The sequence below is a fragment of the Bradyrhizobium sp. CCBAU 45389 genome (genome assembly GCF_028128625.1).
Lineage (GTDB): Bacteria > Pseudomonadota > Alphaproteobacteria > Rhizobiales > Xanthobacteraceae > Bradyrhizobium > Bradyrhizobium liaoningense_B.
In genome coordinates, this window is sequence record NZ_LBIY01000095.1 from 514,502 (window position 1) to 539,730 (window position 25,229).

Here is a 25,229-nt window from a genome sequence, read left to right on the forward strand (position 1 = left end):
CTCCTGTTTCCTCGTCGTCCTGGCGAAAGCCAGGACCCATTACCACCGGCCTTCGTTTTGCGAAGGCAATTGCCGTCTGTGCCCCTTACCCCGGCCGCGGAGTATGGGTCCTGGCTCCCGTGCGCAATTGCGCACTAGGCCAGGACGACGGTGAGTTACTGCAACACCTCGAACAGTCCCGCCGCGCCCATGCCGCCGCCGACGCACATGGTGACGACCGCGTACTTGGCCTTGCGGCGGCGGCCTTCGATCAAAGCATGGCCGGTGAGGCGCGCGCCCGACATGCCGTAGGGATGGCCGACCGAGATCGCGCCGCCGTTGACGTTGATCTTCTCGGGGTCGATGCCGAGCTTGTCGCGGCAATACAGCACCTGCACCGCGAAAGCTTCGTTGAGCTCCCAGAGCCCGATGTCATCGACGGTGAGGCCGTGGCGCTTGAGCAGGCGCGGCACGGCAAACACTGGACCGATGCCCATCTCGTCCGGCTCGCAGCCGGCGGAGACGAAGCCGCGGAAGATGCCGAGCGGCGCAAGGCCGCGCTTTGAAGCTTCCTTGTCGCTCATGATCACCGAGGCGCTGGCGCCGTCGGAGAGCTGGCTGGCATTGCCGGCGGTGATGGAGAAACCTTCGCCGCGCACGGGCTTGAGGCCGGCGAGACCTTCGATCGTGGTCTCGGGGCGCGGACCCTCGTCCTGCGACAGCGTGACTTCCTTCATCGAGACAGTGCCGGTCGCCTTGTCGGTGACCGCCATCTGCGTCGTGATCGGCGCGAGCTCGTCCTTGAACTTGCCGCCCTGCTGTGCGGCCGCGGTGCGGCGCTGGCTCTCCAGCGAATATTCGTCCTGCTTCTCGCGCGAGATGCCGTAGCGCTTGGCGACGACTTCCGCCGTGTCGATCATGGGCATGTAGACCTCGCCCTTGATCTTGAGCAGCGCCGGGTCCTGGGCGTGGAAGCCGTTCATCTTGTCGTTCTGGACGAGCGAGATCGACTCGCCGCCGCCGCCAACGGCGATCTCGACGCCGTCGAAAATCACCGAGCGCGCGGCAAGCGCGATCGCCTGCAGGCCCGAGGCGCATTGCCGGTCGATGGTGGTGCCGGCGACGGTCACGGGAAGGCCGGCGCGGAGCAGCGCCTTGCGCGCGATGTTGCCGCCGGTGGCGCCCTGCTGGAGCGCTGCGCCCATCACGACGTCCTCGATCTCCTTCGGATCGACCTTGGCGCGGGCTACCGCTTCGCCGATGGCGTGGCCAAGCAGGGTTGCGCCCTCGGTGGCGTTGAGCATGCCGCGATAGGCCTTGCCGATCGGGGTGCGGGCGGTGGAAACGATGACGGCGTCGGTCAAGAACGACCTCCTGATGCAGTTTGGGTGGATTGTGACGGTTTCTGCTGCTGGCGCAATTCGTGGCGCGACAATTTTCCGACCGGCGTGCGCGGCAGATCGGCGACGAACTCGACCTCGGCCGGCAGCTCGTGCTTGCCGAGCTTGCCGGCCAGCTGGGAGCGCAGCTCGTCGAGCGAGAACGGCTTTGCGTCGGGCTTGAGCTTGATGAAGGCTTTCGCGGCCTCGCCGCGGTACGGGTCGGGAATGCCGAGCACGATCACCTCGTGCACGCCCGAAATGGTGTAGATCGCCTGCTCGATCATCTGCGGATAGACGTTGAAGCCGCCGGAGATGATCATGTCCTTCTTGCGGTCGACCAGGAAGAAATAGCCATCGGTGTCGACATAGCCGATGTCGCCGGTCAGGAAGCGGCCATCGATGAAGGCATCCGCGGATCCCGCCGGCTTGTTCCAGTAACCCCTGGTGACGTTCGGGCCCTTGATGCGGATCTCGCCGACTTCGCCCGGCGGCAGCACCTTTGTCGGATCTTCCAGCGAGACGACGTCGAGCTCGATGCCGGGCAGCATCAGGCCGATCGAGCCGGACTTGTCGGGACCCATGGGCGGATGGCCGGTGCCGGGCGAGCAGGTCTCGGTCATGCCCCAGCCGCTGCGCAGCTTCTTGCCGACCTTGCGCTCGAAGAAATTCGCGATCTCGACCGGCAGCGGCGCGCCGCCGGAGCCGATGGTCGCCAGCGAGGAGAAGTCGCGCTTGTCGAGATCGGGGAGCGCGGCGATCGCGATCCACATCGTCGGCACGCCCGGGAAATAGGTCGCGCGCTTGACCTCGATATCGCGCATCACGGCCTCGACATCGAAGCGCTGGTGGATCGAGATCAGATTGCCGCGGCTGAGCGAGGACAAGAGCACGACGGTGAGTGCATAGATGTGGAACAGCGGCAGCACGCAGATGACGCGCTCGACCACATCGCCGCGCGCGGCGCGGGCCGGCTTGCCCCAGACGTCGTAGATCGACACCGCCGAGGTGAGATTGCCGTGCGAGAGCATCGCGCCCTTGGGCAGGCCCGTGGTGCCGCCGGTATATTGCAGCAGCGCGACGTCGTCGGCCGTGACGGAAGGCCACTTCGCCGGCGCGGTCGCGCCCTCGACGAAGGTCATGAAGGTGACAATGCGGGGATCGCTTGGGATCGCCGCCTGCGGCGTGCCGACCTTGCCCCAATTGTCGTCCTCGCAGACGACGAGCTTGTCGATCAGGCCTTTTTCCAGAAACTTCAGCGCGGTCGGCAGCAAGGCCTGGAGGTTCGAGGTGACGAGCAGACGCGAGCCGGAGTCGGAGACCTTGTGCGTCAGCGCGATCTCGCCGTCGAGCGGCGACAGATGCGCGACGCGGGCGCCTGCCTTCAGCGCACCGAAGAAATTGACGGGGTGGTCCGGCGTGTTGCCGAGGAACAGCGCGACGGAGCTGTTTTTGCCGATGCCTTCGCGCAGGAACGCCGCGGCCGCGCGCTCGGCCTGAGCTGCGAGCTCGGTATAGCTGATCGGCCGGTCCCGGAATTCCAGCGCGGTGCGCGGGCCGTAATCGGCGGCAGCTTTCGACAGGAGGTCAGGGAGCGCGCCCTGGACGATGGTGTCGTCCCACCGCACGCCCTCGGGGTAAAACTGTTCGCCGGGATGGGTCATTTTCTGCATCACACTCAGTGGTCATTCCGGGACGCGACGAAGTCGCGAGCCCGGAATCCATCAGGCAGCGCACTCAGAGGCGAAATGGATTCCGGGCCTGGCCCTGCGGGCCCTCCCGGAATGACGCCGAGAGTGCAGGCCCCCATCACGCCGCTTTCGACGCCGCGGCCAGCGAAGCGAACGTCTTGCCTTCGGCCGCGAGCTTCTTCAGCAGCGGTGCAGGCTCGAGGCTCGGATCGTTGGTCTCCTTGGCGTAGAAGGCCAGGCGATCGGCGATGTGCTTGAGGCCGACGCTGTCGGCCCAGAACATCGGGCCGCCGCGATAGATCGGCCAGCCATAGCCGTAGAGCCAGACCACGTCGATGTCGGACGGACGCGCCGCGATGCCCTCTTCGAGGATCTTCGCGCCCTCGTTGATCATCGGATACATCATGCGCTCGAGGATCTCCTCGTCGCTGACTGCGCGCTTCTTGCGGCCGAGACGCAGCAGCGTCTCGTCGATCAGCTTCTCGACCTCCGGATCGGGCAGCGGCGCGCGCGAACCTTGCTCGTACTTGTAATAGCCCTTGCCGGTCTTCTGGCCGAAGCGGCCGGCTTCGCAGAGCGCGTCCGCGATCTCCGACTTGATGCCGCGATCTTTCCGCGAGCGCCAGCCGATGTCGAGACCGGCGAGGTCGCCCATCGCGAACGGCCCCATCGGCATGCCGAACTTCGTCACCACCGCGTCGACCTGCTGCGGCAGCGCGCCTTCGAACAAGAGCTTCTCCGACTGCTTGCCGCGCTGGGCCAGCATGCGGTTGCCGACGAAGCCGTCGCAGACGCCGACCACGGCCGGCACTTTTGCGATCTTGCGCGCGATCGTGACAGCCGTCACGAGAGCGTCCGGCGCGGTCTTGTCGGCGCGCACGATCTCGCACAGCTTCATGACGTTGGCCGGCGAGAAGAAGTGCATGCCCAAAACGTCCTGCGGACGCTTGGTCGACTTCGCGATCTCGTCGATGTTCAGATACGAGGTGTTGGAGGCGAGCACGGCGCCGGGCTTGGCGAACTGGTCGAGCTTGCCGAACACCTCCTTCTTCACCGCCATGGTCTCGAACACGGCTTCGATGACGAGGTCGGCATCGCCGACATTCTCGATGCCGACCACGCCGTTGATCAGCGCCATGCGCTTGGCGGGCGCATCGGCCGGGATGCCGCCGCGCGCGGCGGTCGCTTCCCAGTTCTTCTGCATGATGCCGAGGCCTCGCTTGAGCTGCTCCTCGCCGGTCTCGATCAGCGTGACGGGCACGCCGGCATTGGCAAAGGACATTGCGATCCCGCCGCCCATGGTGCCGGCGCCGAGAATGGCGACACGGTTAACGGGGCGCGACTTGGTGCCCTCGGGCACGCCCGCGATCTTGGCGGCCTCGCGCTCGGCAAAGAAGGCGTAGCGCTGCGCCTTGGACTGGTCGCTGGCGACGAGCTTGAGGAAGCCTTCGCGCTCCTTCTTCAGACCTTCGTCGAACGGCAGGTCGATGGCGTAACCGACGGCGTCGGCGGCCGCGAACGGCGCTTCCAGGCCGCGCGACTTCTTGGTCATGGCGGCGACCGCATTGGTGAAGATCGAGCGATCGGCCTTGGCGGCCGCGATCTTGGAATCGTCGTCGCGGAGGCGCCGCAGCGGACGCTTCTCGGCGATGAGCTTGCGGACGAAAGCCTCGCCGCCGGAGGCCGGTCCCTCGATGATCTCCTCGATCAGGCCGTTCTTGAGCGCTTCCGCCGCGCCAATGGGGTCGCCGCCCACGATCATCTTGACTGCAAGCTCAGGCCCGACCGCGCGCGGCAGGCGCTGGGTTCCACCGGCGCCGGGCAGGAGGCCCAGCTTGACCTCTGGCAGGCCGAGCTTGGCCTCCTTGACCGCAACGCGGAAATGACAGGCGAGCGCGACCTCGAGGCCGCCGCCGAGCGCGGTGCCGTGGATCGCGGCCACGACGGGCTTGGGCGAATTCTCGATCTCGGCGAGGACGTCGTTGAGGGCCGGCGGCTTCGGCGGCTTGCCGAATTCCGTGATGTCGGCGCCCGCGATGAAGGTCCGGCCGGCGCAGGTCAGCACGATGCCCTTGATGGCGGGATCGGCGACCGCTGCCTTGATGCATTCCAGGATGCCGCCGCGCACTGCGGCACTCAGCGCATTGACCGGAGGGCTATTGACCGTGACGATCCCGACTTCGTCATGACGCTCAAGCTTGACCACTTCGCTCACGGTTTCCCTCCTTGGTGGGGATTTACTTTTGTTCGATTTCGCGGTGCGGAATTTAATTCCGCATCTTGACGGCAGGGTTATTTTGAAGCACGGACGTTGTCAACGACTCCGCGCAAGAAGCAGATCAGGGATGAAGCGTACAGGAAAGAAGACTGCGACCGATCGGAATTTCGTCGTCGCGCTTTCCCGCGGACTGGACGTATTGCGCGCATTCCAACCCAATGACGGCCTGCTCGGCAATCAGGAGATCGCGGCGCGGACCAATCTGCCGAAGCCGACCGTATCGCGGCTGACCTATACGCTGACCAAGCTCGGCTATCTGACGCCGGTTCCCCGTTTCGAGAAGTACCAGCTCGCGCCCGCCGCGATGTCGCTCGGCTACGCCGCGCTCGCCAATCTCGGTGTTCGGCATTTGTCCGAGCCGTTTCGCGAGGAGGTGATGCGCGCCACCGGCGGCGCCGTCGCCGTCGGCGGCCGCGACCGTCACAGCATGATCTATTTCGGGCAGAGCCGCGGCAGCGAGACGGTCGGCGTTCAACTTGACGTCGGCTCGCGCGTGCCGATTGCAACCAGCGCGATGGGCCGCGCCTATTTCTGGGCGCTCGACGAAGACAACCGCACTGAAGTGTCGCGCATCCTGCGCGAACATTACGGCAGCCGCTGGCCCAAGATGCGCGATGGCCTCGAACGTTCCGGCGAGACCGTCGCGAAATACGGCTTTGCGATCTCCGTCGGCGATTGGCACGACGACATCGGCGCGGCCGGCGTCGCGCTCAAGCTCAACGACGGAACCGGACCTTACGCATTCAATTGCGGTGCGCCCGCATTCCGCTTCACGGAAGAGCGTTTGATCAACGACATTGGACCGCGTCTGCTTGCGATGGTAAGGAACATCGAAGCGGCACTCGGTGGTCTGATGCCGCATTCCAAAAAAGAAGTCAGCAAAAAGCTGAAATCAGGAGGAAAAGTTGCGCGTGTGGCCGAGGGGATCAGATAGCCTTTGTCATGACAGGGAGCGGTTCGCATCGCCCCTTCGCCCACTGAACATCGTGGGCGAGACGAGATGACGCAGGCACAGCTCGCGCAGGGGACATCGCCCCTGCTCGCGGTTCGCGACGTCAGCGTCGTGTTCGGCGGCATCATCGCGCTCAATGGCGTGTCCTTCGACATGCACAAGGGCCAGATCCTCGGGTTGATCGGCCCCAACGGCGCCGGCAAGACCACGCTCTTCAACTGCCTCTCGCGGCTGTATCAGCCGTCGTCCGGCGACATCCTGATGGAAGGCGTCAGCATCCTGTCGCGCCCGCCGCACCGGATCGCCGAAATCGGCATCGGCCGCACCTTCCAGAACGTGGCCCTGTTTCCGAATTTGTCGGTGATGGACAACGTCCGCGTCGGCGCCCATTCGAAAACCTCCAGCGACATCATCAGCGACTCCCTGAAGCTCGCCTGGGTTCGGCGCAGCGAGAACGACGTCAACAAGAAGGTGCACGAGATCCTCGCCTATCTCGACCTCGAGGACGTCGCCCACACCACCGTGTCCGGCCTGCCCTTCGGCACGCAGAAGCGCGTCGAGCTGGCGCGCGCGCTGGCCGCCGATCCGAAGATCCTGCTGCTCGACGAGCCTGCCGGCGGCCTCAACCACGAGGAAGTCTATGTGCTCGGCGACCTCATCCGCAAAATCCGTGACGAACGCCACATGACCGTGCTGCTGGTCGAGCATCACATGGGCCTCGTGATGTCGATCGCCAACCACGTCGTCGCGCTCAATTTCGGCAAGAAGCTCGCGGAAGGCACGCCCGCGCAGGTGCAGGCGGACCCCGACGTCATCAAGGCCTATCTCGGGAGCAAGGACCAATGACGACTCTGCTCAACGTCAAGGACCTGCGCGCCTATTACGGCCAGGTCCAGGCGCTCCACGGCCTGTCCTTTTCGCTCAACGAGGGCTCGCTGACGACGCTGCTCGGGGCCAACGGCGCCGGCAAGACCACCACGCTGCGCGCAATCTGCAACATGGTGCGCTCCACCGGCGCGATCGAATTCGACGGCAAGCCGCTGAGCAACCGCTCGACCGAGAACATCGTGCGGTTCGGCATCGCCCATGTGCCGCAGGGCCGCGGCACCTTCACCACCATGACGGTGGAGGAAAACCTCCAGCTCGGGGCCATCACCCGCAAGGACAGCGCCGGCATCGTCTCCGACATCGAGCGCATGTATGCGCATTTCCCGGTGCTGAAGCAGCGCCACACCCAGCAGGCCGGCACGCTCTCCGGCGGCGAGCAGCAGATGCTCGCGGTCGCGCGTGCGCTGATGCTGCGGCCGCGGCTGATGCTGCTGGACGAGCCGTCCTTTGGCCTCGCGCCGCTGGTGGTGCGCGACCTGTTCGGCATCCTCGGCAAGATCAACCGCGAGGACAAGGTGTCGATCCTGGTGGTCGAGCAGAACGCCCAGCTCGCGCTCGAGCTCGCCGACCAGGCCTACGTGATCGAGACCGGCCGCATCGTGATGTCGGGCAATGCCAAGGACATCGCGAACAACGAAGAAATCCGCAAATCCTATCTGGGTTACTGAGGGAGCCGGGACAATGGAGCTGTTTACCAATCAGGTCCTGGCCGGCATCGCCACGGGCGCGATCTACGCCTGCATGGCGCTCGCCGTGGTCATGATCTACCAGGCCATCGACCATCTCAACTTCGCGCAGGGCGAGATGGCGATGTTCTCGACCTTCATCTCCTGGCAATTGATGCAGTGGGGCGTGCCCTACTGGGCCGCCTTCGTGATCACGCTGGCGTTCTCCTTCGTCGGCGGCATCGCGATCGAGCGGATCCTGTTCAAGCCGCTGGCCAAGGCGCCGGTGCTGACCAACGTCGCCGGCTTCATCGCGCTGTTCGCGATCATCAACTCCTCGGCCGGCCTGATCTGGGACTTCACCATCAAGCAGTACCCGACCCCGTTCGGCTCCGCGCCGTTCCTGGGCAGCCAGCTGATCTCGACCCACCAGGCCGGCATGATCGGCGTCACCGTGCTGCTGCTGCTGGGCCTGTACTTCTTCTTCCAGTACACCCGCATCGGCCTTGCGATGCGCGCGGCCGCCTCGGTGCCTGAATCGGCGCGCCTCGTCGGCATCAACACCTCCTGGATGATCGCGCTGGGCTGGGGCATGGCGACCGCGATCGGCTCGATCGCCGGCATGCTGATCGCTCCCGTCGTGTTCCTCGAGCCCAACATGATGGGCGGCGTGCTGATCTACGGCTTCGCCGCGGCCGTGCTCGGCGGCCTCACCAGCCCGTTCGGCGCCGTGGTCGGCGGCTTCCTGGTCGGCGTCTTCGAGAACCTCGCCGGCACCTACATCCCCGGCGTCGGCAACGAGCTGAAGCTCCCGATCGCGCTTGCGCTGATCATCTCCGTCCTGGTCGTCAAACCCGCTGGCCTGTTCGGCCGGCACATCGTCAAGCGAGTTTGATCATGAGCGCTGCAGAAGAAGTCGTTGCAGAAGGCCACCAGGCGGTCGAGGCCGTTCCGAAGCGGGCCATGACGCTGGGCACCGGCACCTCGCTGGTGGTGCTCGCCGCGCTCGTGATCGTCCCCGTCTTCGTCAAGAATTTCGTCATCTTCCAGATGACGATGCTCCTGATCTACGGGCTCGCCGTGCTGGCGCTGAACATCCTGACCGGCGGCTCGGGCCAGTTCTCGCTCGGCCAGAGCGCGTTCTACGCGGTCGGCGCCTATACTTCGGCAGTGCTGATGGAGCACGCCAACATCAACTACGCACTTACCATTCCGATTTCCGCCGTGGTCTGCTTCGGATTCGGTTACCTCTTCGGCAAACCGGCCCTGCGGCTGTCAGGCGTCTATCTCGCGCTCGCGACCTTCGCGCTCGCCACCGCGATGCCGCAGCTCCTGAAGCTGAACTTCCTCGAGCACTGGACCGGCGGCGTGCAGGGCCTCGTCGTCACCAAGCCCGACGCACCGTTCGGCCTGCCGATGTCGCAGGACATGTGGCTGTACTATTTCACGCTCGTCGTGACGATCGCGATCTACATCTTCTCGGTGAACCTGTTGCGCTCGAGGTCGGGCCGCGCCTTCATGGCGATCCGCGACAACGAGATCGCGGCCTCCTCGATGGGTGTCAACGTCGCGCTCTACAAGACGCTGGCCTTCGGCGTGTCCGCGGCGATCACCGGTATCGCCGGCTCGCTCGGCGCCATCGCGGTGCAGTTCGTGGCCCCCGACAGCTACACCATCACGCTCGCGATCTCGCTGTTCCTCGGCATGGTGGTCGGCGGCGTCGGCTGGCTGCCCGGCTCGTTCGTCGGCGCGGCCTTCATCATCTTCGTGCCGAACATGGCGGAGAGCATCTCCAAGGGCCTCTCCGGCGCCGTGTTCGGCGTGCTGTTGTTCCTCGTCATCTACCTCGTGCCGCATGGCGCGAGGCAGATCGCAATCCTGGGCCAGCAACTCGCTGGAAAGCTCAGAAAGAATTGAACCCGTTAGTCGTAAGAAGGAGACCCGAATTGTCTTTTGGAAGAACACTGCGAGCCGCCGCGCTGGTCACGGCAACGGCGGCCATCACTTTCAACTCCGGCGCGGCATTTGCCCAAAAGAAATATGATACCGGCGCTTCCGACACCGAGATCAAGATCGGCAACATCATGCCGTACAGCGGTCCGGCGTCGGCCTATGGCATCATCGGCAAGACCGAAGAAGCCTATTTCAAGATGATCAACGACAAGGGCGGCATCAACGGCCGCAAGGTGAACTTCGTCACCTATGACGACGCCTATTCGCCGCCAAAGGCGGTCGAGCAGGTCCGCAAGCTGGTCGAGAGCGACGAGGTGCTGGCCGTGTTCAACCCGCTCGGCACGCCCTCGAACACCGCGATCCAGAAATACCTGAACGCCAAGAAGATCCCGCAGCTGTTCGTCGCCACCGGCGCCACCAAGTGGAACGACCCGAAGAACTTCCCCTGGACCATGGGCTGGCAGCCTTCCTACCAGAGCGAAGCGCAGATCTACGCGAAATGGCTGATGAAGGAGAAGCCGAACGCCAAGATCGCGATCCTCTACCAGAACGACGATTTCGGCAAAGACTACCTCAAGGGCACCAAGGACGGCCTCGGCGCCAAGGCCTCGTCCATGATCATCATGGAAGAGAGCTATGAGGTGTCCGAGCCGTCGATCGACGGCCACATCGTCAAGATCAAGGCTGCCAATCCCGACGTGCTGCTGATCTACGCGACGCCGAAATTCGCGGCGCAGACCATCAAGAAGACCGCCGAGCTCACCTGGAAGCCGCTGCAGATCCTGACCAACGTCTCGATCTCGGTCGGCAGCGTGATGAAGCCGGCCGGCTTCGAGGCCTCGCAGGACGTGCTGTCGGCGGCTTATGCCAAGGACTCCACGGATCCGCAGTGGAACAACGACCCCGGCATGAAGAAGTGGAACGAGTTCGTCGACAAGTACATGCCCGGCGCCGACAAGACCGACACCGGCATGGTCTACGGCTATGGCGCGGCTTCGACGCTGGCCAAGGTCCTGGAGATGTGCGGTGACGACCTCACCCGCGCCAACCTGATGAAGCAGGCGGCCTCGCTGAAGGATTTTGCCCCGGACACCCTGCTGCCCGGCGTCAAGATCAACACCAGCGCCACCGACTTCGCTCCGATCGCGCAGCTGCAGATGCAGCGCTTCAAGGGCGAGAAGTGGGAACTGTTCGGCGAGATCATCAGCGGCGACGTCGCCTCCGAGTGACACGCTGACGCCATAGTCCTGGCATCGAAAAGCCCCCGCGAGCGATCGCGGGGGCTTTTTGTTGACGTCGGGCGTCAATCTTGTTCAATGCGGCCGATCCAGCCCAGGGTAGGAGAACAATGACTGCCGTTCGTTTTCAGGTTGTGGCCGTCTCGGCCGCCCTCGCATTGTGCACCGCGATGACGAGCCCGGTGCTGGCGCAAAAGAAATACGACAGCGGCGCTTCCGATTCCGAGATCAGAATAGGCAACATCATGCCCTATAGCGGGCCGGCCTCGGCCTACGCCGTGATCGGCAGGACCGAGGAAGCCTATTTCAACAAGATCAACGCCGAGGGCGGCATCAACGGCCGCAAGATCAAGTTCATCTCTTACGATGACGGCTATTCGCCGCCGAAGACGGTGGAGCAGGCGCGCAAGCTGGTCGAGAGCGACGGAGTGCTGCTGATCTTCGGCTCGCTCGGTACCTCCACCAATGGTGCGATCCGCAAATACATGAACGAGAAGAAGGTGCCGCAATTGTTCGTGGCGAGCGGCGCCTCGAAATGGAACGACCCGAAGCAATATCCCTGGACCATGGGCTGGCAGCCGAGCTACGCGAGCGAAGCGCGCATCTACGCCAAGTACATCATGAAGGAGAAGCCGGACGCCAAGATCGGCGTGCTCTTTCAGAACGACGATTTCGGCAAGGACTATCTGAAGGGACTGAAAGAGGGCCTGGGGCCCAAGGCCGCGATGATCGTGCTGGAAGACAGCTACGACACCTCGGAGCCCGCGATCGACGAGCACGTCGTGAAACTGAAAGCCTCGGGCGCCGACGTCTTGATCAGCATCGCCACCCCGAAATTTGCAGCGCAAGCGATCAAGAAGGCGGCCGAGATCAACTGGCATCCGGTCCACATCATCTCCAACGTCTCGGCCTCGGTCGGCGGCGTGCTGGAGCCGGCGGGCCTCGAGATCTCGCAAGGCATCCTGTCGGCCACCTACACCAAGGACGGCTCCGACCCGCAATGGAACGCCGACGACGGCATGAAGAAGTTCTACAATTTCCTCGCGCAGTACGCGCCCAAGGCCAACAAGCTCGATGCCGGCGTGGTGTTCGGCTATGCCGCGGCCCAGACCATGGTGAAGGTGCTGCAGATGTGCGGCGACGATCTCACCCGCGAGAACGTCATGAAGCAGGCCGCCAGCATCAGGGATTTCGAGCCCGACACGCTGCTGCCGGGCATCAAGATCAACACTGCGCCGGATAATTTCGCCCCGATCGAGCAGCTCCAGATGATGCGCTTCAAGGGCAGGAAATGGGAGCTGTTCGGCGACGTCATCTCGAGCGAGATCGGACATTGAGCGCCGCAAGCGCGCAATTCAAAATAGCTCATGTTTCACAGAACAACTTCCGCGCAACGGATTGAGCCGCGCATCCATCTCGCACGCCGGAATATTCCCCATCGTCTCGAAAAAAGAGCGTCCCGCTGCGACAGCTGACTTTGACCAATCGCTGAAGATGTAGCCTCGATCGACTAAAGACGAAGCCCCTGCGGCCTTGCCGCAGGGGCTTTTCCTTGAAGCTCCCGGACAAATCGTATTGAATTGCGGCAGCGTTACCAAGAACAATCAAGCCAAGAAAAGGGACGCACACATCAAGAAAATAGGGAGATAGGAATGCCCGCTGTCACCGGCAAGCTTGCGGCCGCGTCACTGGCGCTCGCGCTCATTGCGGCCTCGGCCTCCACTGCATCGGCCCAGAAGAAATACGATACCGGCGCCACCGACACCGAAATCAAGATCGGCAACATCATGCCCTACAGCGGACCGGCCTCCGCCTACGGCATCATCGGGCGGACCGAAGCCGCCTATTTCAAGAAGATCAATGACGAGGGCGGCATCAACGGCCGCAAGATCAATTTCGTTTCCTACGACGACGCCTATTCGCCGCCGAAGACGGTGGAGCAGGCGCGCAAGCTGGTCGAAAGCGACGAGGTGCTGTTCATCTTCAACTCGCTCGGCACGCCGCCGAACTCGGCGATCCAGAAATACATGAATTCGAAGAAGGTGCCGCAGCTGTTCGTCGCCACCGGCGCCACCAAGTGGAACGATCCGCAGAACTTCCCGTGGACGATGGGCTGGCAGCCCAATTACCAGAGCGAGACGCAGATCTACGCGAAATACATCCTGAAGACCATGCCGAACGCCAAGATCGGCGTCCTTTACCAGAACGACGATTACGGCAAGGACTACCTCAAGGGCCTGAAGGACGGCCTCGGCGCCAAGGGCGCAAGCATGATCGTGCTGGAGGAAAGCTACGAGACTTCAGAGCCGACCATCGACAATCACATCGTCAAGCTGAAGGCGACCGGTGCCGACGTCTTCATCAACATCACCACGCCGAAGTTCGCGGCACAGGCGATCAAGAAGATCTCCGAAATCGGCTGGAAACCGACTCACTTCCTCAACAACGTCTCGGCCTCGGTCGGCAGCGTGATCAAGCCCGCCGGCTTCGAGAACTCGCAGGACATCATCTCGGCCGCCTATCTGAAGGACGTTTCCGATCCGCAGTGGAAGGACGACGCCGGCATGAAGGGCTTCCTTGACTTCATGACGAAATACTTCCCGGAGGGCGACAAGCTCGACGGCGGCACCATCGTCGGCTACGGCGTGGCACAGACGCTGGTCGAAGTGCTGAAGAAGTGCGGCGACAATCTCACGCGCGAGAACGTCATGAAGCAGGCGGCGAGCCTGAAGGATTTCCGCACCGAAGTGCTGCTGCCCGGCATCAAGGTCAACACCGGCGCCAACGACTTCGCACCGATCAGTTCGCTCCAGCTCATGAAGTTCAAGGGCGACAAATGGGATCTGTTCGGCGACGTGATCAGCGCCGACGCCGGCGGCTAGCCGCAAGAAAGCACGCAAAACAAGCCCCCTGCGGCCTCACGCAGGGGGCTTTTGTTTTCCCTTCCGATTATGATCACGCGATTGCACAATCGAATGACAGGAAAGCCTGCTTACGCTTTTGCGCCTGATGCGGTAGGCATGTGACTGGCGCTCGCCGCCGATCTCTCCTGTTCGCCGAAGGCCTTCGTCATGACCGACCGCCGTCCGCTGCTCCGCGCACTCTACGACGCCGCCGTTGCCGCCGCCCATCCGAATACAATTCTGGCGCCGCATTTGCGGCCCGCGCCCAAGGGACGCGTGATCTGCCTTGCCGCCGGCAAGGGCGCCGGCGCAATGGCCGCGGCCGCGGAGCGGCATTATCTCGACACGCTGAAACTCGCGCCGGAGCGGCTGGTCGGCATCGCCACCACGCGCCATGGCTATGGCGTGCCGACGCGCCGCATCCGCGTGGTCGAGGCCGGCCATCCCGTACCCGACGAGGCCGGCCTGAAGGGCGCCGCCGACACGCTCGCGCTCGCAGGCGAAGCTGGCCCTGACGACCTCCTGCTGGTGCTGCTCACCGGCGGCGGCTCGGCGAACTGGATCGCGCCCGTGGACGGCATCAGCTTCGCGCAGAAGCAGGCGGTCAACAAGGCGCTGCTGCGTTCGGGCGCGCCGATCGGCGAGATGAACGTCGTGCGCAAGCACCTTTCGCGGATCAAGGGCGGGCGGCTCGCGCGTGCCGGCAGGAACGCGGCCGAGATCGTCACGCTCGCGATCTCCGACGTGCCGCACGACGACCCTTCCGCGATCGCCTCCGGTCCCACTGTGCCCGATCCGACCACGCTGGCCGACGCGCGTGCGATCGTCGCGAAGTACCGGCTCGACGTCGACGATGCCGTGCGCCGCGCGCTCGACGATCCCAATAACGAGAGCTGCAAGCCCGGCGATGCCGCCTTTGCGCGGGCGTCGTTCGAATTGATCGCGCGGCCCAAGCAATCGCTCGACGCCGCGGTGAAGCTTGCCAAGGACGCCGGCTACGAGACCATCGATCTCGGCGCCGATCTCGAAGGCGAGGCGCGCGAGGTCGCGGCCAATCATGCGAAGCTGGCGCTGCAGGCGCGCGCGCAGGGCAAGCGCATCGCGATCCTCTCCGGCGGAGAGCTCACGGTGACCGTGCGCGGCAATGGGCGCGGCGGGCCGAACCAGGAATACGCGCTGGCGCTCGCGGAGCTGTTGAAGGACACGCCTGATATCTCGGCACTCGCCGGCGACACCGACGGCGCCGATGGCGGCGCCGGCCACCCGACCGACCCCGCCGGCGCGCTGATCGACGCTGCGACCTTTGCGAAGATGAAGGCGCAGGGGCTGCAGCCGCAGGCCTATCTCGACAACAACGACGCGACGACGTTCTTCGAGGCCACGGGCGATCTGCTGCAGCCGGGCCCGACGCTGACAAACGTGAATGATATCCGGGTGATTTTGGTGGATTGAGGCGCCCTTACCCTCCCCTGGAGGGGGAGGGTCGATCGCGCGAAGCGCGAGCGGGGTGGGGTGATCTCTCCATTCGGGCAGTGTTCGCGAGGAGAGACCGTCACCCCACCCCGCTACGCATTTCGCTTCGCTCATGCGCAGCGACCCTTCCCCTCCAGGGGAGGGTAAGGCTCAAAACTCGTTCGCGATCTTCGAGAGCATCCCGATCAGGGCTTCGCGGTTGGCCTGGCCGAGCAGATCGTTCAGCCGCGCCTCGTGCTTGGTGGCGACGAGCTTCTTCGCCCGCGCCAGCACGGCCTTGCCCTTGTCGGTTAGGACGAGGATGTGCGAGCGGCGGTCGTTGGTGGAGCGGATCCGCGCGCAAAGGTCGCGGCTCTCCAGGTTGTCGAGCATGGCCACGAAGTTCGGCCTGAGGATGCCGAGGGTGGAGGCGATCTCGGTCTGGTTACGGCCGGGGTTCTTCTCCACCAGCAGCAGCACCGAGAACTGCGCCGGCGTCAGCTGGAGCGAGGCCATGCAGCGCAAGAAGTTCTCGAACACCTTGAGCTGTGCCCGCTTCAGGACATAGCCGAGCTGTTCGGACAATTCGCCCAGCTGGAGGGCTTCGGCCTGCGGCTCGCCAATGTCCTTACGGCCCTTGGCCGCGTCGGCAGGCTTTTCGGAAGACTTTTCAGCGGTTTTGGAAACGGTCATCGCCTCGTGCTCGTAATCCCGCTAAGTTCGGGACGGGTCGTTCCCCACCCTTGATGTTATATTTGATAATTGTTATGGACCATATCAAATATCGTCAGCGTATTTCAATGGCTGTGAGGGGACCATCCACCGCAATTGCGGAGGCCGGTCCCCGATCTTGAGGGGGAGCGTCCGGTCTTGAACACCACTATCATGCTGTTCCTGGTGCAGGACGGCATCACCAATGGCGCAATTTACGCGCTGCTCGGCCTGGCGCTGGTGCTGGTGTTCGCCGTCACCCGCGTCATCCTCATTCCCCAGGGCGAATTCGTCACCTACGGCGCGCTGACCTACGCCTCGCTGGCGGCGGGCCAGATGCCGGGCACGGCGAAGCTCGCGCTCGCCCTCGGCATCGGCGCCTTTGCGTTCGACCTGTTCGTGGCGCGCAAGGCGCTGCACGGGCGGCTGGTCGCCCGCAGCTTCATCACCAACATCGTGCTGCCTTCCATCGTGCTGGCGCTGACCATCTATTTCGCCGCCCAGAAGCCGCCGGTCGCCATCTGCATCGCGCTGTCGCTGGTGATCGTCGCCATGATCGGCCTTTATCTCTACCGCATCGCCTTCCAGCCGCTGGCGCACACCTCCGTGCTGGTGCTGCTGATCGCTTCCGTCGGCGTGCACCTCGCGCTGCAGGGCCTCGGCCTGTTGTTCTTCGGCGCCGAAGGCCAGCGCGGGCCTGCCGTGCTGTCCGGCGCCTTCACCGCCGGCGCGCTGCGCTTCACCGGCCAGAGCATCACCGTCTACGCCATCACCATCGCCTTCATCGTCGGGCTTTGGCTGTTCTTCGGCCTGACGCTCTACGGCAAGGCGCTGCGCGCGACCGCGGTGAACCGGCTCGGCGCGCGGCTTGCCGGCATCCGCACCACGCTGTCGGGGCAGATCGCGTTCCTGCTGGCCTCGGTCATCGGCGCGCTGTCGGGCATCATGATCGTGCCGATCACGACGCTCTACTATGACTCGGGCTTCCTGATCGGCCTGAAAGGCTTCGTTGCCGCGATCATCGGCGGCCTCGTCAGCTATCCCCTCACCGCCGTGGCGGCGCTGGTCGTCGGCATCGTCGAGGCGTTCTCGTCCTTCTATGCCTCCAACTACAAGGAGGTGATCGTCTTCATGCTGCTGATCCCCGTGCTGCTGCTGCGCTCGCTCGCCGCGCCCGCGGTCGAGGAAGAGAAGGACTGACGCCAAGATGCAGAGCCGGCTTCCCATCCTCGTCTTCGCACTCGTCATGGCGACGATCCCGTTTGTCCCGGGCATGCCGCCGTTCTGGATCGTGCTGCTCGACAATATCGGCCTTGCCGCGCTGGTCGCGATGGGCCTCGTGCTGCTGACCGGCGTCGGCGGCCTCACCTCGTTCGGCCAGGCCGCCTTTGTCGGCTTCGGCGCCTACACCACCGCAGTACTCTCGACGGCCTACGGCCTGTCGCCCTGGCTGACGCTGCCGCTATCGCTCGTGGTCAGCGGATCGCTGGCGGTGCTGCTCGGGCTGATCACGGTCCGCCTGTCGGGCCATTATCTGCCGCTCGGCACGCTCGCCTGGGGGCTCGGGCTGTTCTACCTCTTCAGCAAGCTGGAGTTCTTAGGGAGAAACGACGGCATCTCGGCGATCCCGCCGCTGTCGATCGGCGCGTTCAAGATGCTCTCGCCCGGCTCGATCTATTACGCGATCTGGGTCGCCGTGATCCTCTCGGCTCTTCTCACGATGAACCTGCTGGACTCCCGCACCGGCCGCGCCATCCGCGCGCTGCGGCGCGGCCATGTCGCCGCGGAAGCCTTCGGTGTGCACACGCCACGCGCAAAGCTACTGGTATTCATTCATGCAGCGGTGCTGGCCGGGCTTTCGGGTTGGCTCTACGCCCATCTCCAGCGCGCGGTGAACCCGACGCCGTTCGGCGCGCATATGGGCATCGAATATCTCTTCATCGCGGTGGTCGGCGGCGCCGGCTATGTCTGGGGCGGCGTGCTAGGCGCGGCGATCGTCGTGATCCTGAAAGAGGTGCTGCAAAGCTATCTGCCCCTGATCCTGCCCGGCTCCGGCCAGGTCGAGACCATCGTGTTCGGCATCATGCTGGTGGCGCTGCTGCAGCTCGCGCCGGGCGGCCTCTGGCCCTGGCTGATCTCGTTCCTGCCCGAGCGCACCAGCGGCAAGAAGCCCGACACCTCGCTGAAGCTCGAGCAGCGCAGCCGCGCGCCCGCCGAGGCCGGCGTGCTGCTGCAGGTCGAAAAAGCGCGCAAGCAATTCGGCGGCGTGGTCGCGGTCAACAACGTCTCCTTCGACGTCCAGGCCAAGGAGATCGTCGCGCTGATCGGGCCGAACGGGGCCGGCAAGAGCACCACCTTCAACCTGATCACCGGCGTGCTGTCGGCCACATCGGGCTCGATCTCGGTGCTCGGCAAGAAGGTCGACAAGGCGCCGCCGCAGGAAATCGTCAAGCTCGGCATCAGCAGGACCTTCCAGCACGTCAAGCTGGTCCCCGACATGACGGTGCTGGAGAATGTCGCGATCGGCGCGCATCTGCGCGGCCATTCCGGACCCGTTTCCTCGATGCTGCGGCTCGACCGCGCTGACGAAGCCAAGCTGCTTGCGGAAGCCGCACGGCAGATCGAGCGCGTCGGCCTCGCCGAGCAGATGCATCAGCTCGCAGGTTCGCTCTCGCTGGGCCAGCAGCGCATCGTCGAGATCGCCCGCGCGCTCTGCGTCGATCCGATGCTGCTGCTGCTCGACGAGCCGGCCGCGGGCCTGCGCCACATGGAGAAGCAGCGCCTCGCCGCGCTGCTCCGCGAGCTGCGCGACGGCGGCATGTCCGTCCTTTTGGTCGAGCACGACATGGGTTTTGTGATGAACCTCGCCGACCGCATCGTGGTGCTCGATTTCGGCACCAAGATCGCGGAGGGCACGCCTGCCACGATCAAGACCAATCCCGAAGTGATCAAGGCCTATCTCGGAGTGGCGGCATGAGCGCGCTGTTGTCCGTCACCGATGCCCACGTCGCCTATGGCAAGGTCGAGGCCGTGCGCTCGGTCTCGCTCGAGGTCGGCGCCAACCAGATCGTCACCATCGTCGGCGCCAACGGCGCCGGCAAGACCACGCTGCTCTCGGCCATCATGGGCATCCTGCCACTGAAGGGCCGCGTCGCCTTTGCCGGGCAGGATCTCGCCCGGCTCGACATCGAGGATCGCGTCGCGATGGGCCTCGGCCTCGTCCCCGAGCACCGCGAATTGTTCGTGACCATGAATGTCGAGGACAATCTCGAGCTCGGCGCCTTCCGCATCGAGCGCAGCCGGGCGAAGTCCTCGATCGAGCGGGTCTATGCGCTGTTTCCGCGGCTCAAGGAGCGGCGCAAGCAGCTCGCCGGCACGCTCTCCGGCGGCGAGCAGCAGATGCTCGCGATGGGCCGCGCGCTGATGGGCGAGCCGAAGCTCCTGATGCTGGACGAGCCGAGCCTAGGCCTCGCCCCGATCATCGTCGCCGACATCTTCCGCATCATCACCGAGCTCCGCGCCGCCGGCGTCTCCGTGCTGCTGGTCGAGCAGAACGCGCAGGCCGCGCTGAAGATCGCGGACCAGGCCTATGTGATGGAGCTCGGCGAGTTCGTGCTCAGCGGCAAGGCCAGCGACATTGCCGCGAACGAGCGGGTTGCGGCAAGCTATCTCGGCTTCCAGCACGAAGGCGCGAGCGTGATCTGATTTCTCTTACCCTCCCCTGGAGGGGGAGGGTCGCTTCGCGTGGAGCGAAGCGAAATGCGAAGCGGGGTGGGGTGAAGGTCTCTCCCCGCGCACAGTTCCCGTGTTGAGAGATCACCCCACCCCGCTCGCGCTTCGCGCGATCGACCCTCCCCCTCCAGGGGAGGGTAAGCGAGCAGCGGCTTATGTCGTAACCTTTGTCGTTCCCTCCCCCTTCAACGCCGCAACTTCCGCCTCCAGTTCGGCGATCCGCTGATCCCGCGCCGCCAGCGCCGCGGCGACATCCGGGGCGTCGAACTTCTGCGGAATGTGCTGCGGGCAGTTGGTGTCCCAGGCCGCGATCTTGAAGAGGATGACCTGCTCCGGCCGGGCGCGATATCCCTTCGGCATCAGCGACGTCGTCAGCGCCTCCTCGTCCTCGACCACATGGGCCTCGCCCCAGATCTTGACCCGGCGGCGATGGGCGTAGTCCATCACGAAGATGTAGGCCTTGGGGTTCTCCGAGAGGTTGCCCTGGGTGATGTATTGCCGGTTGCCGGAATAGTCGGTGAAGGCGAGCGTCTGCTTGTCCAGTACCTTCAAGAACCCCTTCGGGCCGCCGCGGTGCTGGATGTAGGGCTGCCCATCGGCCGAGGCCGTCGCAAAGTAGAAGCTGTTGGCGTCGGCCAGGAACGCCGCGAGGTTCTCGTCGACCTCGGTGCGCCATCCCCGCTGCTCGGCATGAGCATAGCCCTCGCGCGATCCCTTTCGGGTCTGGATCGATTTCACCGCCGGCGAGAAGGCAACGTCGCTGGCATAGGTATGTACGGCAGTCATCGGAACATCTCCTGAAATTCCGGCGCATCTCTGCGTCTTCGGTTCCAAAGATGGACCTTTCGGCTCTTAAAACAATCGACCGCCTTGACACTTCATCGTTGCGATATATGCAATAATGTCCATGGACCGCCTGGAAGCCATGCACGTCTTCGTCACCGTCGCCGATCTGCGCGGCTTCGCGCCGGCGGCGCGCAAACTGCGGCTGTCGCCGTCGGCGGTGACGCGGCTGATCGCGGCACTGGAGGAGCATCTCGGCGCGCGGCTGCTGCAGCGGACCACGCGGCAGGTGAGGCTGACCGATGTCGGCACGCGGTACCTCGAGCGCGCGCGGCGCATTCTCGCCGATGTCGAGGAGGCCGACGGCTCGGCGCGGCAGGAGCGCAACCGGCCGAGCGGGCGGCTGGTGGTGTCGGCACCGGTCGGCTTCGGCCGGCTGCATGTCGGGCCGGTCATGACCGCCTATCTCAAGCGCTATCCCGACGTCGCCGCCGAGCTCAGGCTGTCGGACAACCTCGTCAATCTCGTGGAGGATGCCGTCGATGCCGCCGTTCGGATCGGCCACCTCGCCGATTCCTCGCTGGTGGCGCGCCAGGTCGGCGAGATGCGTCGGATCGTGGTGGCCGCGCCCGGCTATCTCAAGCGCCACGGTGAACCGAAGACGCCGGAGGCGCTGGTCGATCACCAGACCATCCAGTTCGGTCCCACCGCCAGCTGGCATTTCGTGCAGGACGGCCGCGATATCGAGGTGACGCCGTCACCGCGCTTCACCAGCAACAGCGCCGACGCAGCGCTGCAATATGCCGAGGCCGGCGGCGGCGTGACGCGCGTGCTGGCCTATCAGGCCGCGGAGGGCCTGAAACGCGGACGGCTGAAAATCGTGCTGGCGAAATACGAGCAGCCGGCGCTGCCGATCCACATCGTCTATCCAACCTCGCGCCTGCTCTCGGCCAAGGTGCGCGCGTTCATCGATCTCGTGGTGGAGACGGCTGAATGGCGGTTTGGGTGAGGATCTCGTGTCCCGGACGCGGTGCAGCGTGCAACGCTGCTGCGCAGAGCCGGGGCCCAGAAGGCAGCAGAGTACCATGTAGACGCATGGGTCCCGGCTCTGCGGAGCGGCACTTCGCGCCGCACCGCGTCCGGGACACGAGAGAACATCACCCTTTCTTCGGCACCACGCGAAACGTACCGCTCGCCCGCGCGATCGCGGCGTCGTCGGCCTTGATCAGGCACTGCGCAAAACAGATCGTCTTGCCGGTCTTGATCACGTCGCTCTCGATCGAACACCACTGGCCGATCTCCGCAGAGCCGACGAAATCGACCGAGAGCGAGACCGTCACGAACGACGTGGTCCAGCCCGTCGCCTGCGCGCAGCTATAGCCCATGGCATTGTCGGCGAGCGCGGCGATGAGGCCGCCATGGATCAGGCCGCGGCCGTTGGTATGGGGCCTGGCCAGCCGGAGGCCGATGATGACGGCCTTGTCGGTGTTCTTCGCGTAGAGCGGCTCCCAGGGCTCGGTGAGTGGGCTCTTGCGAAAGAGCGGCTCGAAGCCGTCGGGGATGTCGGTGGACGTCATGGCTGTCTCGCGTTGCTGTGTCGCCGGCATTGAACGCGATGTGATGACAGTTTCACCGCCTACAAAGTTTTAAACGGAATTTGCGCGGGCGTTTGAAATGGGGGGCGGCGCTATCGCAAGCAGAGGCCGTAGGGTGGGTTAGCCGAAGGCGTAACCCACCACCGTCTGTATCCGCGGAAGCAGAAGAGGTGGGTTACGCCGAGCAGTTGCGCTTCGCGCAGCCGCGCGGCTAACCCACCCTACAGGACCGTCATTGCCGCCCTAAAACGCCAGTGCCGTAGGGTGGGCAAAGCGACTTGTCCGCCGTAGCTCGAAGAGAGAAGGCGGAAGCGTGCCCACCAACTCTCTCAAGAGTACGAAGACGTGGGCACGGCGCTTTGCGCCTTTGCCCACCCTACGGCACCGACGGTGCCGCCCTAGAACGGCAACCCCACATAATTCTCCGACAGCGACGTCATCGCGGCCTGGGACTGCGTGACGTAGTCGAGCTCGGCGAGCTGGATGCGGGCGCCGATGGTGCCGGTGTCAGGGAATTTGTGCAGCATCGAGGTCATCCACCAGGAGAAGCGCACGGCTTTCCAGACACGGGCCAGCGCCCTGGTGGAGTAAGCGTCGATGCCGGCGCTGGACTTCTCGTCGTAGAACTCGCGCAGCGCGCTCGACAGATAATGCGCATCGCTTGCGGCGAGGTTGAGCCCCTTGGCGCCGGTCGGCGGCACGATATGGGCGGCGTCGCCGCACAGGAACATTTTGCCGAAGCGCATCGGCTCGGCGACGAAGCTGCGCAAGGGGGCGATGCTCTTCTCGATCGACGGTCCCGTGACGAGGCTGTCGGCGGCCTCCTGATCGAGCCGGCGCTTCAGTTCGTCCCAGAAGCGATCGTCCGGCCACTGGTCGACATGATCCTCGAGCGGGCACTGCACATAGTAGCGGCTGCGCTTCATCGAGCGCATGGTGCAGAGCGCAAAGCCTCTCGCGTGGTTGGAGTAGATCAGCTCGTGGCTGACCGGCGGCGTCTCGGAGAGGATACCGAGCCAGCCGAACGGATAGATCCGCTCGAACTCCTCGATCGCCGAGGCCGGCACGCTGGCGCGGCTGACGCCGTGGAAGCCGTCGCAGCCGGCGATGAAATCGCAATCGAGCGTGTGGGTGACGCCGTCCTTCACATAGGTTACGCGCGGGTGACTGCCGTCGAAATCATGCGGCTGCACGTCCCTGGCCTCGTACACCGAGACGAGACCGGCGGCCTTGCGCGCATTCATCAGGTCGAGCGTGACCTCGGTCTGGCCGTAGATCATCGCCGTCTTGCCGGTCGCAGCCTTCATGTCGATGCGGTGGCGGCGGCCGGAAAAGGCGAGCTCGATGCCTTCATGCACGAGGCCTTCGGCATGCGCCCGCGTGCCGGCGCCGACCTGATCGAGCAGCGCGACGGTTCCCTCCTCCAGGAGGCCGGCGCGGATGCGGCCAAGCACATAATCCGGGCTCTGCCGCTCCAGGATGACATTGTCGATGCCGTATCGATGCAGCAGTTGCCCAAGCAACAATCCAGCCGGCCCGGCCCCGATGATTGCGACTTTTGTCCGCAATACTTGCTCCTCCCGATTCTGTAGGGTGCGGCGCGGACGCGCTTGTCGCGCCGATCCGCAGACGATAATTATATCATATAATTGTTGGGCAAAAGGGGAGAGCGCGTCGCGCGAGCAGCGACAAATCCATGCAACATGGCTGACGTAGATGTCGTGTCAGTTCCGGCTTGAACGTGCCGACCAATTATATAACATGTTAAATAATGAGTCCGGGCCAACGAAGCCCGGCTTTGAAAAGAGGGAGAGACGCGTGATGAGAAAAGCCTGTCTGGCTTTGCTGCTGGCAGCAAGCGTGACGCCTGCATTTGCGCAGGACAAGACTTTCGACCTGAAGGTCTCGCACTGGGTGCCGGCGTCGCACCCGCTGCAGAAATCGCTGGAAGACTGGGTGGCCGCGGTGAACAAGGATTCCGGCGGCACCATTACCGGCAAGGTGTTTCCGGCCCAGCAGCTCGGCAAGGCGTTCGACCATTACGACATGGCGCGCGACGGCATCGCCGACGTCACCTACGTCAATCCCGGCTACCAGCCCGGCCGTTTCCCGATCATCGGCGCCGGCGAATTGCCGTTCCTGATCTCGGATGCCAAGGGCGGCTCGATGGGGCTCGATGCCTGGTATCGCAAATATGCCGAGAAGGAGATGAAGGACGTCAAATATTGCCTCGCCTTCGTCCACTCGCCGTCCTCCTTCCATTCCAAGACCAAGAAGATCGTGATGCCGGAGGACGTGAAGGGCCTGAAGATCCGTCCCGCCCACGCCACCATGGCCAACTTCGTCACCTCGCTCGGCGGCACCAATGTGCAGTCTTCTGCGCCCGAAGTCCGCGACATCATCGAACGCGGCGTCGCCGACGGTGTCACCTTCCCCTGGGGCTCCCTCGTGCTGTTCGGCATCGACAAGGTGACGAAGTACGACATGGAGGCGCCGCTCTACACCACGACCTTCGTCTTCGTGATCAACAAGGACAAGTACAACGCGATGTCCGACAAACAGAAGGCCGCGATCGACAAAAATTGCACGGTCGAGATGGCCGGCGCGGTCGGCGAGCACTGGGGCAAGTTCGAGGACGGCGGCATCGACAAGATCAAGGCGGAATCCGGCCACGAGATCTACAAGCTGACGCCGGAGCAGATCGCCGCCTGGAAGAAGGCGGCCGAGCCGCTGGTCAAGACCTGGGGTGAGGGCGCCAAGAAGGCCGGCGCCGATCCCGATGCGGCGCTTAGCGAGCTGAAGGCGTCGCTGAAGAAGTACAACGCGCTGGCGGAGTGAGGCGATGGCAGGCTCTCTCTCCCCCTCGCCCCGTTCCTACGGGAAGAGGGTTGGGGTGAGGGGCTGCGTCCGCAAAGTTGCTGACAGACGGACTCGCGGAGAGTCCCCCTCACCCGCATTGCATCTCCGATGTAATCCGGCCTCTCCCCGCACGCGGGGAGAGGCCGAGTGCGCAGCGAGACCGGGATCTAT

Annotated in this window: 21 protein-coding genes; 14 read left to right on the forward strand and 7 right to left on the reverse strand. The window is 64.5% G+C overall.

The genetic code is table 11. The annotated features are described in order from the left end of the window. Positions 1–155 precede the first annotated feature (155 nt). From XH79_RS29510 to XH79_RS29520, 3 genes are all read right to left on the reverse strand, one after another. A complete protein-coding gene (locus XH79_RS29510; protein WP_271583886.1) occupies positions 156–1,343 on the reverse strand; it encodes an acetyl-CoA C-acyltransferase in 1,188 nt (395 codons plus the stop codon). Further along, positions 1,340–3,022, reverse strand: coding sequence for a dicarboxylate--CoA ligase PimA (gene pimA / locus XH79_RS29515; protein WP_271583943.1), 1,683 nt, complete (start codon positions 3,020–3,022; stop codon positions 1,340–1,342). Before pimA ends, XH79_RS29510 begins: the two co-directional genes overlap by 4 nt. A gap of 145 nt (positions 3,023–3,167) precedes the next feature. Next, positions 3,168–5,264, reverse strand: a complete 2,097-nt coding sequence (locus tag XH79_RS29520; RefSeq protein WP_271583887.1) for a 3-hydroxyacyl-CoA dehydrogenase NAD-binding domain-containing protein — start codon at positions 5,262–5,264, stop codon at positions 3,168–3,170. A gap of 130 nt (positions 5,265–5,394) precedes the next feature. On the opposite strand from XH79_RS29520, the gene XH79_RS29525 reads away from it, so the two are divergent. From XH79_RS29525 to XH79_RS29565, 9 genes are all read left to right on the forward strand, one after another. Further along, the gene (locus XH79_RS29525) at positions 5,395–6,261 is read left to right on the forward strand and encodes an IclR family transcriptional regulator (RefSeq protein ID WP_212342461.1); all 867 of its coding nucleotides are present in this window, start codon (positions 5,395–5,397) and stop codon (positions 6,259–6,261) included. A gap of 66 nt (positions 6,262–6,327) precedes the next feature. Beyond that, the gene (locus XH79_RS29530) at positions 6,328–7,125 is read left to right on the forward strand and encodes an ABC transporter ATP-binding protein (RefSeq protein WP_212342182.1); all 798 of its coding nucleotides are present in this window, start codon (positions 6,328–6,330) and stop codon (positions 7,123–7,125) included. After that, positions 7,122–7,835, forward strand: coding sequence for an ABC transporter ATP-binding protein (locus tag XH79_RS29535; protein WP_018646804.1), 714 nt, complete (start codon positions 7,122–7,124; stop codon positions 7,833–7,835). Before XH79_RS29530 ends, XH79_RS29535 begins: the two co-directional genes overlap by 4 nt. 13 nt (positions 7,836–7,848) lie before the next feature. Then, positions 7,849–8,727 carry a branched-chain amino acid ABC transporter permease gene (locus XH79_RS29540; protein ID WP_212342184.1) on the forward strand — a complete coding sequence of 293 codons (879 nt, stop codon included), beginning with the start codon at positions 7,849–7,851 and terminating at the stop codon, positions 8,725–8,727. A gap of 2 nt (positions 8,728–8,729) precedes the next feature. Then, positions 8,730–9,749 carry a branched-chain amino acid ABC transporter permease gene (locus XH79_RS29545; protein WP_211405447.1) on the forward strand — a complete coding sequence of 340 codons (1,020 nt, stop codon included), beginning with the start codon at positions 8,730–8,732 and terminating at the stop codon, positions 9,747–9,749. Positions 9,750–9,778: 29 nt separating this feature from the next. Then, positions 9,779–11,014 (forward strand): ABC transporter substrate-binding protein, encoded by a 1,236-nt coding sequence (locus tag XH79_RS29550; RefSeq protein WP_212342186.1) that lies wholly within the window; start codon positions 9,779–9,781, stop codon positions 11,012–11,014. A 119-nt stretch (positions 11,015–11,133) separates the two neighbouring features. Next, positions 11,134–12,360: an ABC transporter substrate-binding protein gene (locus tag XH79_RS29555; protein WP_212342188.1), complete on the forward strand. Its 1,227-nt coding sequence runs from the start codon at positions 11,134–11,136 to the stop codon at positions 12,358–12,360. A 315-nt stretch (positions 12,361–12,675) separates the two neighbouring features. Then, the gene (locus tag XH79_RS29560) at positions 12,676–13,905 is read left to right on the forward strand and encodes an ABC transporter substrate-binding protein (RefSeq protein ID WP_212342190.1); all 1,230 of its coding nucleotides are present in this window, start codon (positions 12,676–12,678) and stop codon (positions 13,903–13,905) included. 189 nt (positions 13,906–14,094) lie between these two features. Beyond that, positions 14,095–15,378 carry a glycerate kinase type-2 family protein gene (locus tag XH79_RS29565; protein WP_271583888.1) on the forward strand — a complete coding sequence of 428 codons (1,284 nt, stop codon included), beginning with the start codon at positions 14,095–14,097 and terminating at the stop codon, positions 15,376–15,378. Between the two features lie 171 nt (positions 15,379–15,549). On the opposite strand, the gene XH79_RS29570 is transcribed toward XH79_RS29565, so the two are convergent. Then, positions 15,550–16,071, reverse strand: a complete 522-nt coding sequence (locus tag XH79_RS29570; protein WP_271583889.1) for a MarR family winged helix-turn-helix transcriptional regulator — start codon at positions 16,069–16,071, stop codon at positions 15,550–15,552. A 177-nt stretch (positions 16,072–16,248) separates the two neighbouring features. Between XH79_RS29570 and XH79_RS29575 the strand changes: the two genes are divergently transcribed. The 3 genes from XH79_RS29575 to XH79_RS29585 are packed head-to-tail and all read left to right on the forward strand — an operon-like array spanning position 16,249 to position 19,794. Then, positions 16,249–17,289: a branched-chain amino acid ABC transporter permease gene (locus XH79_RS29575; protein WP_271583890.1), complete on the forward strand. Its 1,041-nt coding sequence runs from the start codon at positions 16,249–16,251 to the stop codon at positions 17,287–17,289. Between the two features lie 7 nt (positions 17,290–17,296). Continuing rightward, positions 17,297–19,066: a branched-chain amino acid ABC transporter ATP-binding protein/permease gene (locus tag XH79_RS29580; protein ID WP_271583891.1), complete on the forward strand. Its 1,770-nt coding sequence runs from the start codon at positions 17,297–17,299 to the stop codon at positions 19,064–19,066. Continuing rightward, positions 19,063–19,794, forward strand: a complete 732-nt coding sequence (locus XH79_RS29585; RefSeq protein WP_212342200.1) for an ABC transporter ATP-binding protein — start codon at positions 19,063–19,065, stop codon at positions 19,792–19,794. Before XH79_RS29580 ends, XH79_RS29585 begins: the two co-directional genes overlap by 4 nt. Before the next feature lie 180 nt (positions 19,795–19,974). On the opposite strand, the gene XH79_RS29590 is transcribed toward XH79_RS29585, so the two are convergent. Further along, positions 19,975–20,607: a pyridoxamine 5'-phosphate oxidase family protein gene (locus XH79_RS29590; RefSeq protein WP_271583892.1), complete on the reverse strand. Its 633-nt coding sequence runs from the start codon at positions 20,605–20,607 to the stop codon at positions 19,975–19,977. Positions 20,608–20,728: 121 nt separating this feature from the next. Between XH79_RS29590 and XH79_RS29595 the strand changes: the two genes are divergently transcribed. Next, a complete protein-coding gene (locus XH79_RS29595; RefSeq protein ID WP_271583944.1) occupies positions 20,729–21,613 on the forward strand; it encodes a LysR family transcriptional regulator in 885 nt (294 codons plus the stop codon). A gap of 148 nt (positions 21,614–21,761) precedes the next feature. Here XH79_RS29595 and XH79_RS29600 read toward each other — a convergent pair whose 3' ends face one another. Both XH79_RS29600 and pobA read right to left on the reverse strand, forming a co-directional pair. After that, on the reverse strand, positions 21,762–22,181 hold the full coding sequence (locus tag XH79_RS29600; protein ID WP_271583893.1) for a PaaI family thioesterase: 420 nt from the start codon (positions 22,179–22,181) through the stop codon (positions 21,762–21,764). Positions 22,182–22,597: 416 nt separating this feature from the next. Then, positions 22,598–23,767, reverse strand: coding sequence for a 4-hydroxybenzoate 3-monooxygenase (pobA, locus tag XH79_RS29605; RefSeq protein WP_271583894.1), 1,170 nt, complete (start codon positions 23,765–23,767; stop codon positions 22,598–22,600). A 253-nt stretch (positions 23,768–24,020) separates the two neighbouring features. Here pobA and XH79_RS29610 point away from each other — a divergent pair, with 253 nt between their 5' ends. Beyond that, entirely contained in the window at positions 24,021–25,037 is a 1,017-nt protein-coding gene (locus tag XH79_RS29610) for a TRAP transporter substrate-binding protein (RefSeq protein WP_271583895.1), read from the forward strand. Positions 25,038–25,229 lie beyond the last annotated feature (192 nt).

Bases quoted from the DNA above. Each gene is read 5' to 3' on its own strand.
- XH79_RS29565 (WP_271583888.1), top strand. From the start codon at position 14,095: ATGACCGACCGCCGTCCGCTGCTCCGCGCACTCTACGACGCCGCCGTT.
- XH79_RS29545 (WP_211405447.1), top strand. From the start codon at position 8,730: ATGAGCGCTGCAGAAGAAGTCGTTGCAGAAGGCCACCAGGCGGTCGAG.
- pimA (WP_271583943.1), bottom strand. From the start codon at position 3,022: ATGACCCATCCCGGCGAACAGTTTTACCCCGAGGGCGTGCGGTGGGAC.
- XH79_RS29540 (WP_212342184.1), top strand. From the start codon at position 7,849: ATGGAGCTGTTTACCAATCAGGTCCTGGCCGGCATCGCCACGGGCGCG.
- XH79_RS29535 (WP_018646804.1), top strand. From the start codon at position 7,122: ATGACGACTCTGCTCAACGTCAAGGACCTGCGCGCCTATTACGGCCAG.
- XH79_RS29525 (WP_212342461.1), top strand. From the start codon at position 5,395: ATGAAGCGTACAGGAAAGAAGACTGCGACCGATCGGAATTTCGTCGTC.
- XH79_RS29580 (WP_271583891.1), top strand. From the start codon at position 17,297: ATGCAGAGCCGGCTTCCCATCCTCGTCTTCGCACTCGTCATGGCGACG.
- XH79_RS29610 (WP_271583895.1), top strand. From the start codon at position 24,021: ATGAGAAAAGCCTGTCTGGCTTTGCTGCTGGCAGCAAGCGTGACGCCT.
- XH79_RS29595 (WP_271583944.1), top strand. From the start codon at position 20,729: ATGGACCGCCTGGAAGCCATGCACGTCTTCGTCACCGTCGCCGATCTG.
- XH79_RS29600 (WP_271583893.1), bottom strand. From the start codon at position 22,181: ATGACGTCCACCGACATCCCCGACGGCTTCGAGCCGCTCTTTCGCAAG.
- XH79_RS29560 (WP_212342190.1), top strand. From the start codon at position 12,676: ATGCCCGCTGTCACCGGCAAGCTTGCGGCCGCGTCACTGGCGCTCGCG.
- XH79_RS29530 (WP_212342182.1), top strand. From the start codon at position 6,328: ATGACGCAGGCACAGCTCGCGCAGGGGACATCGCCCCTGCTCGCGGTT.
- XH79_RS29585 (WP_212342200.1), top strand. From the start codon at position 19,063: ATGAGCGCGCTGTTGTCCGTCACCGATGCCCACGTCGCCTATGGCAAG.
- XH79_RS29590 (WP_271583892.1), bottom strand. From the start codon at position 20,607: ATGACTGCCGTACATACCTATGCCAGCGACGTTGCCTTCTCGCCGGCG.
- XH79_RS29570 (WP_271583889.1), bottom strand. From the start codon at position 16,071: ATGACCGTTTCCAAAACCGCTGAAAAGTCTTCCGAAAAGCCTGCCGAC.
- XH79_RS29555 (WP_212342188.1), top strand. From the start codon at position 11,134: ATGACTGCCGTTCGTTTTCAGGTTGTGGCCGTCTCGGCCGCCCTCGCA.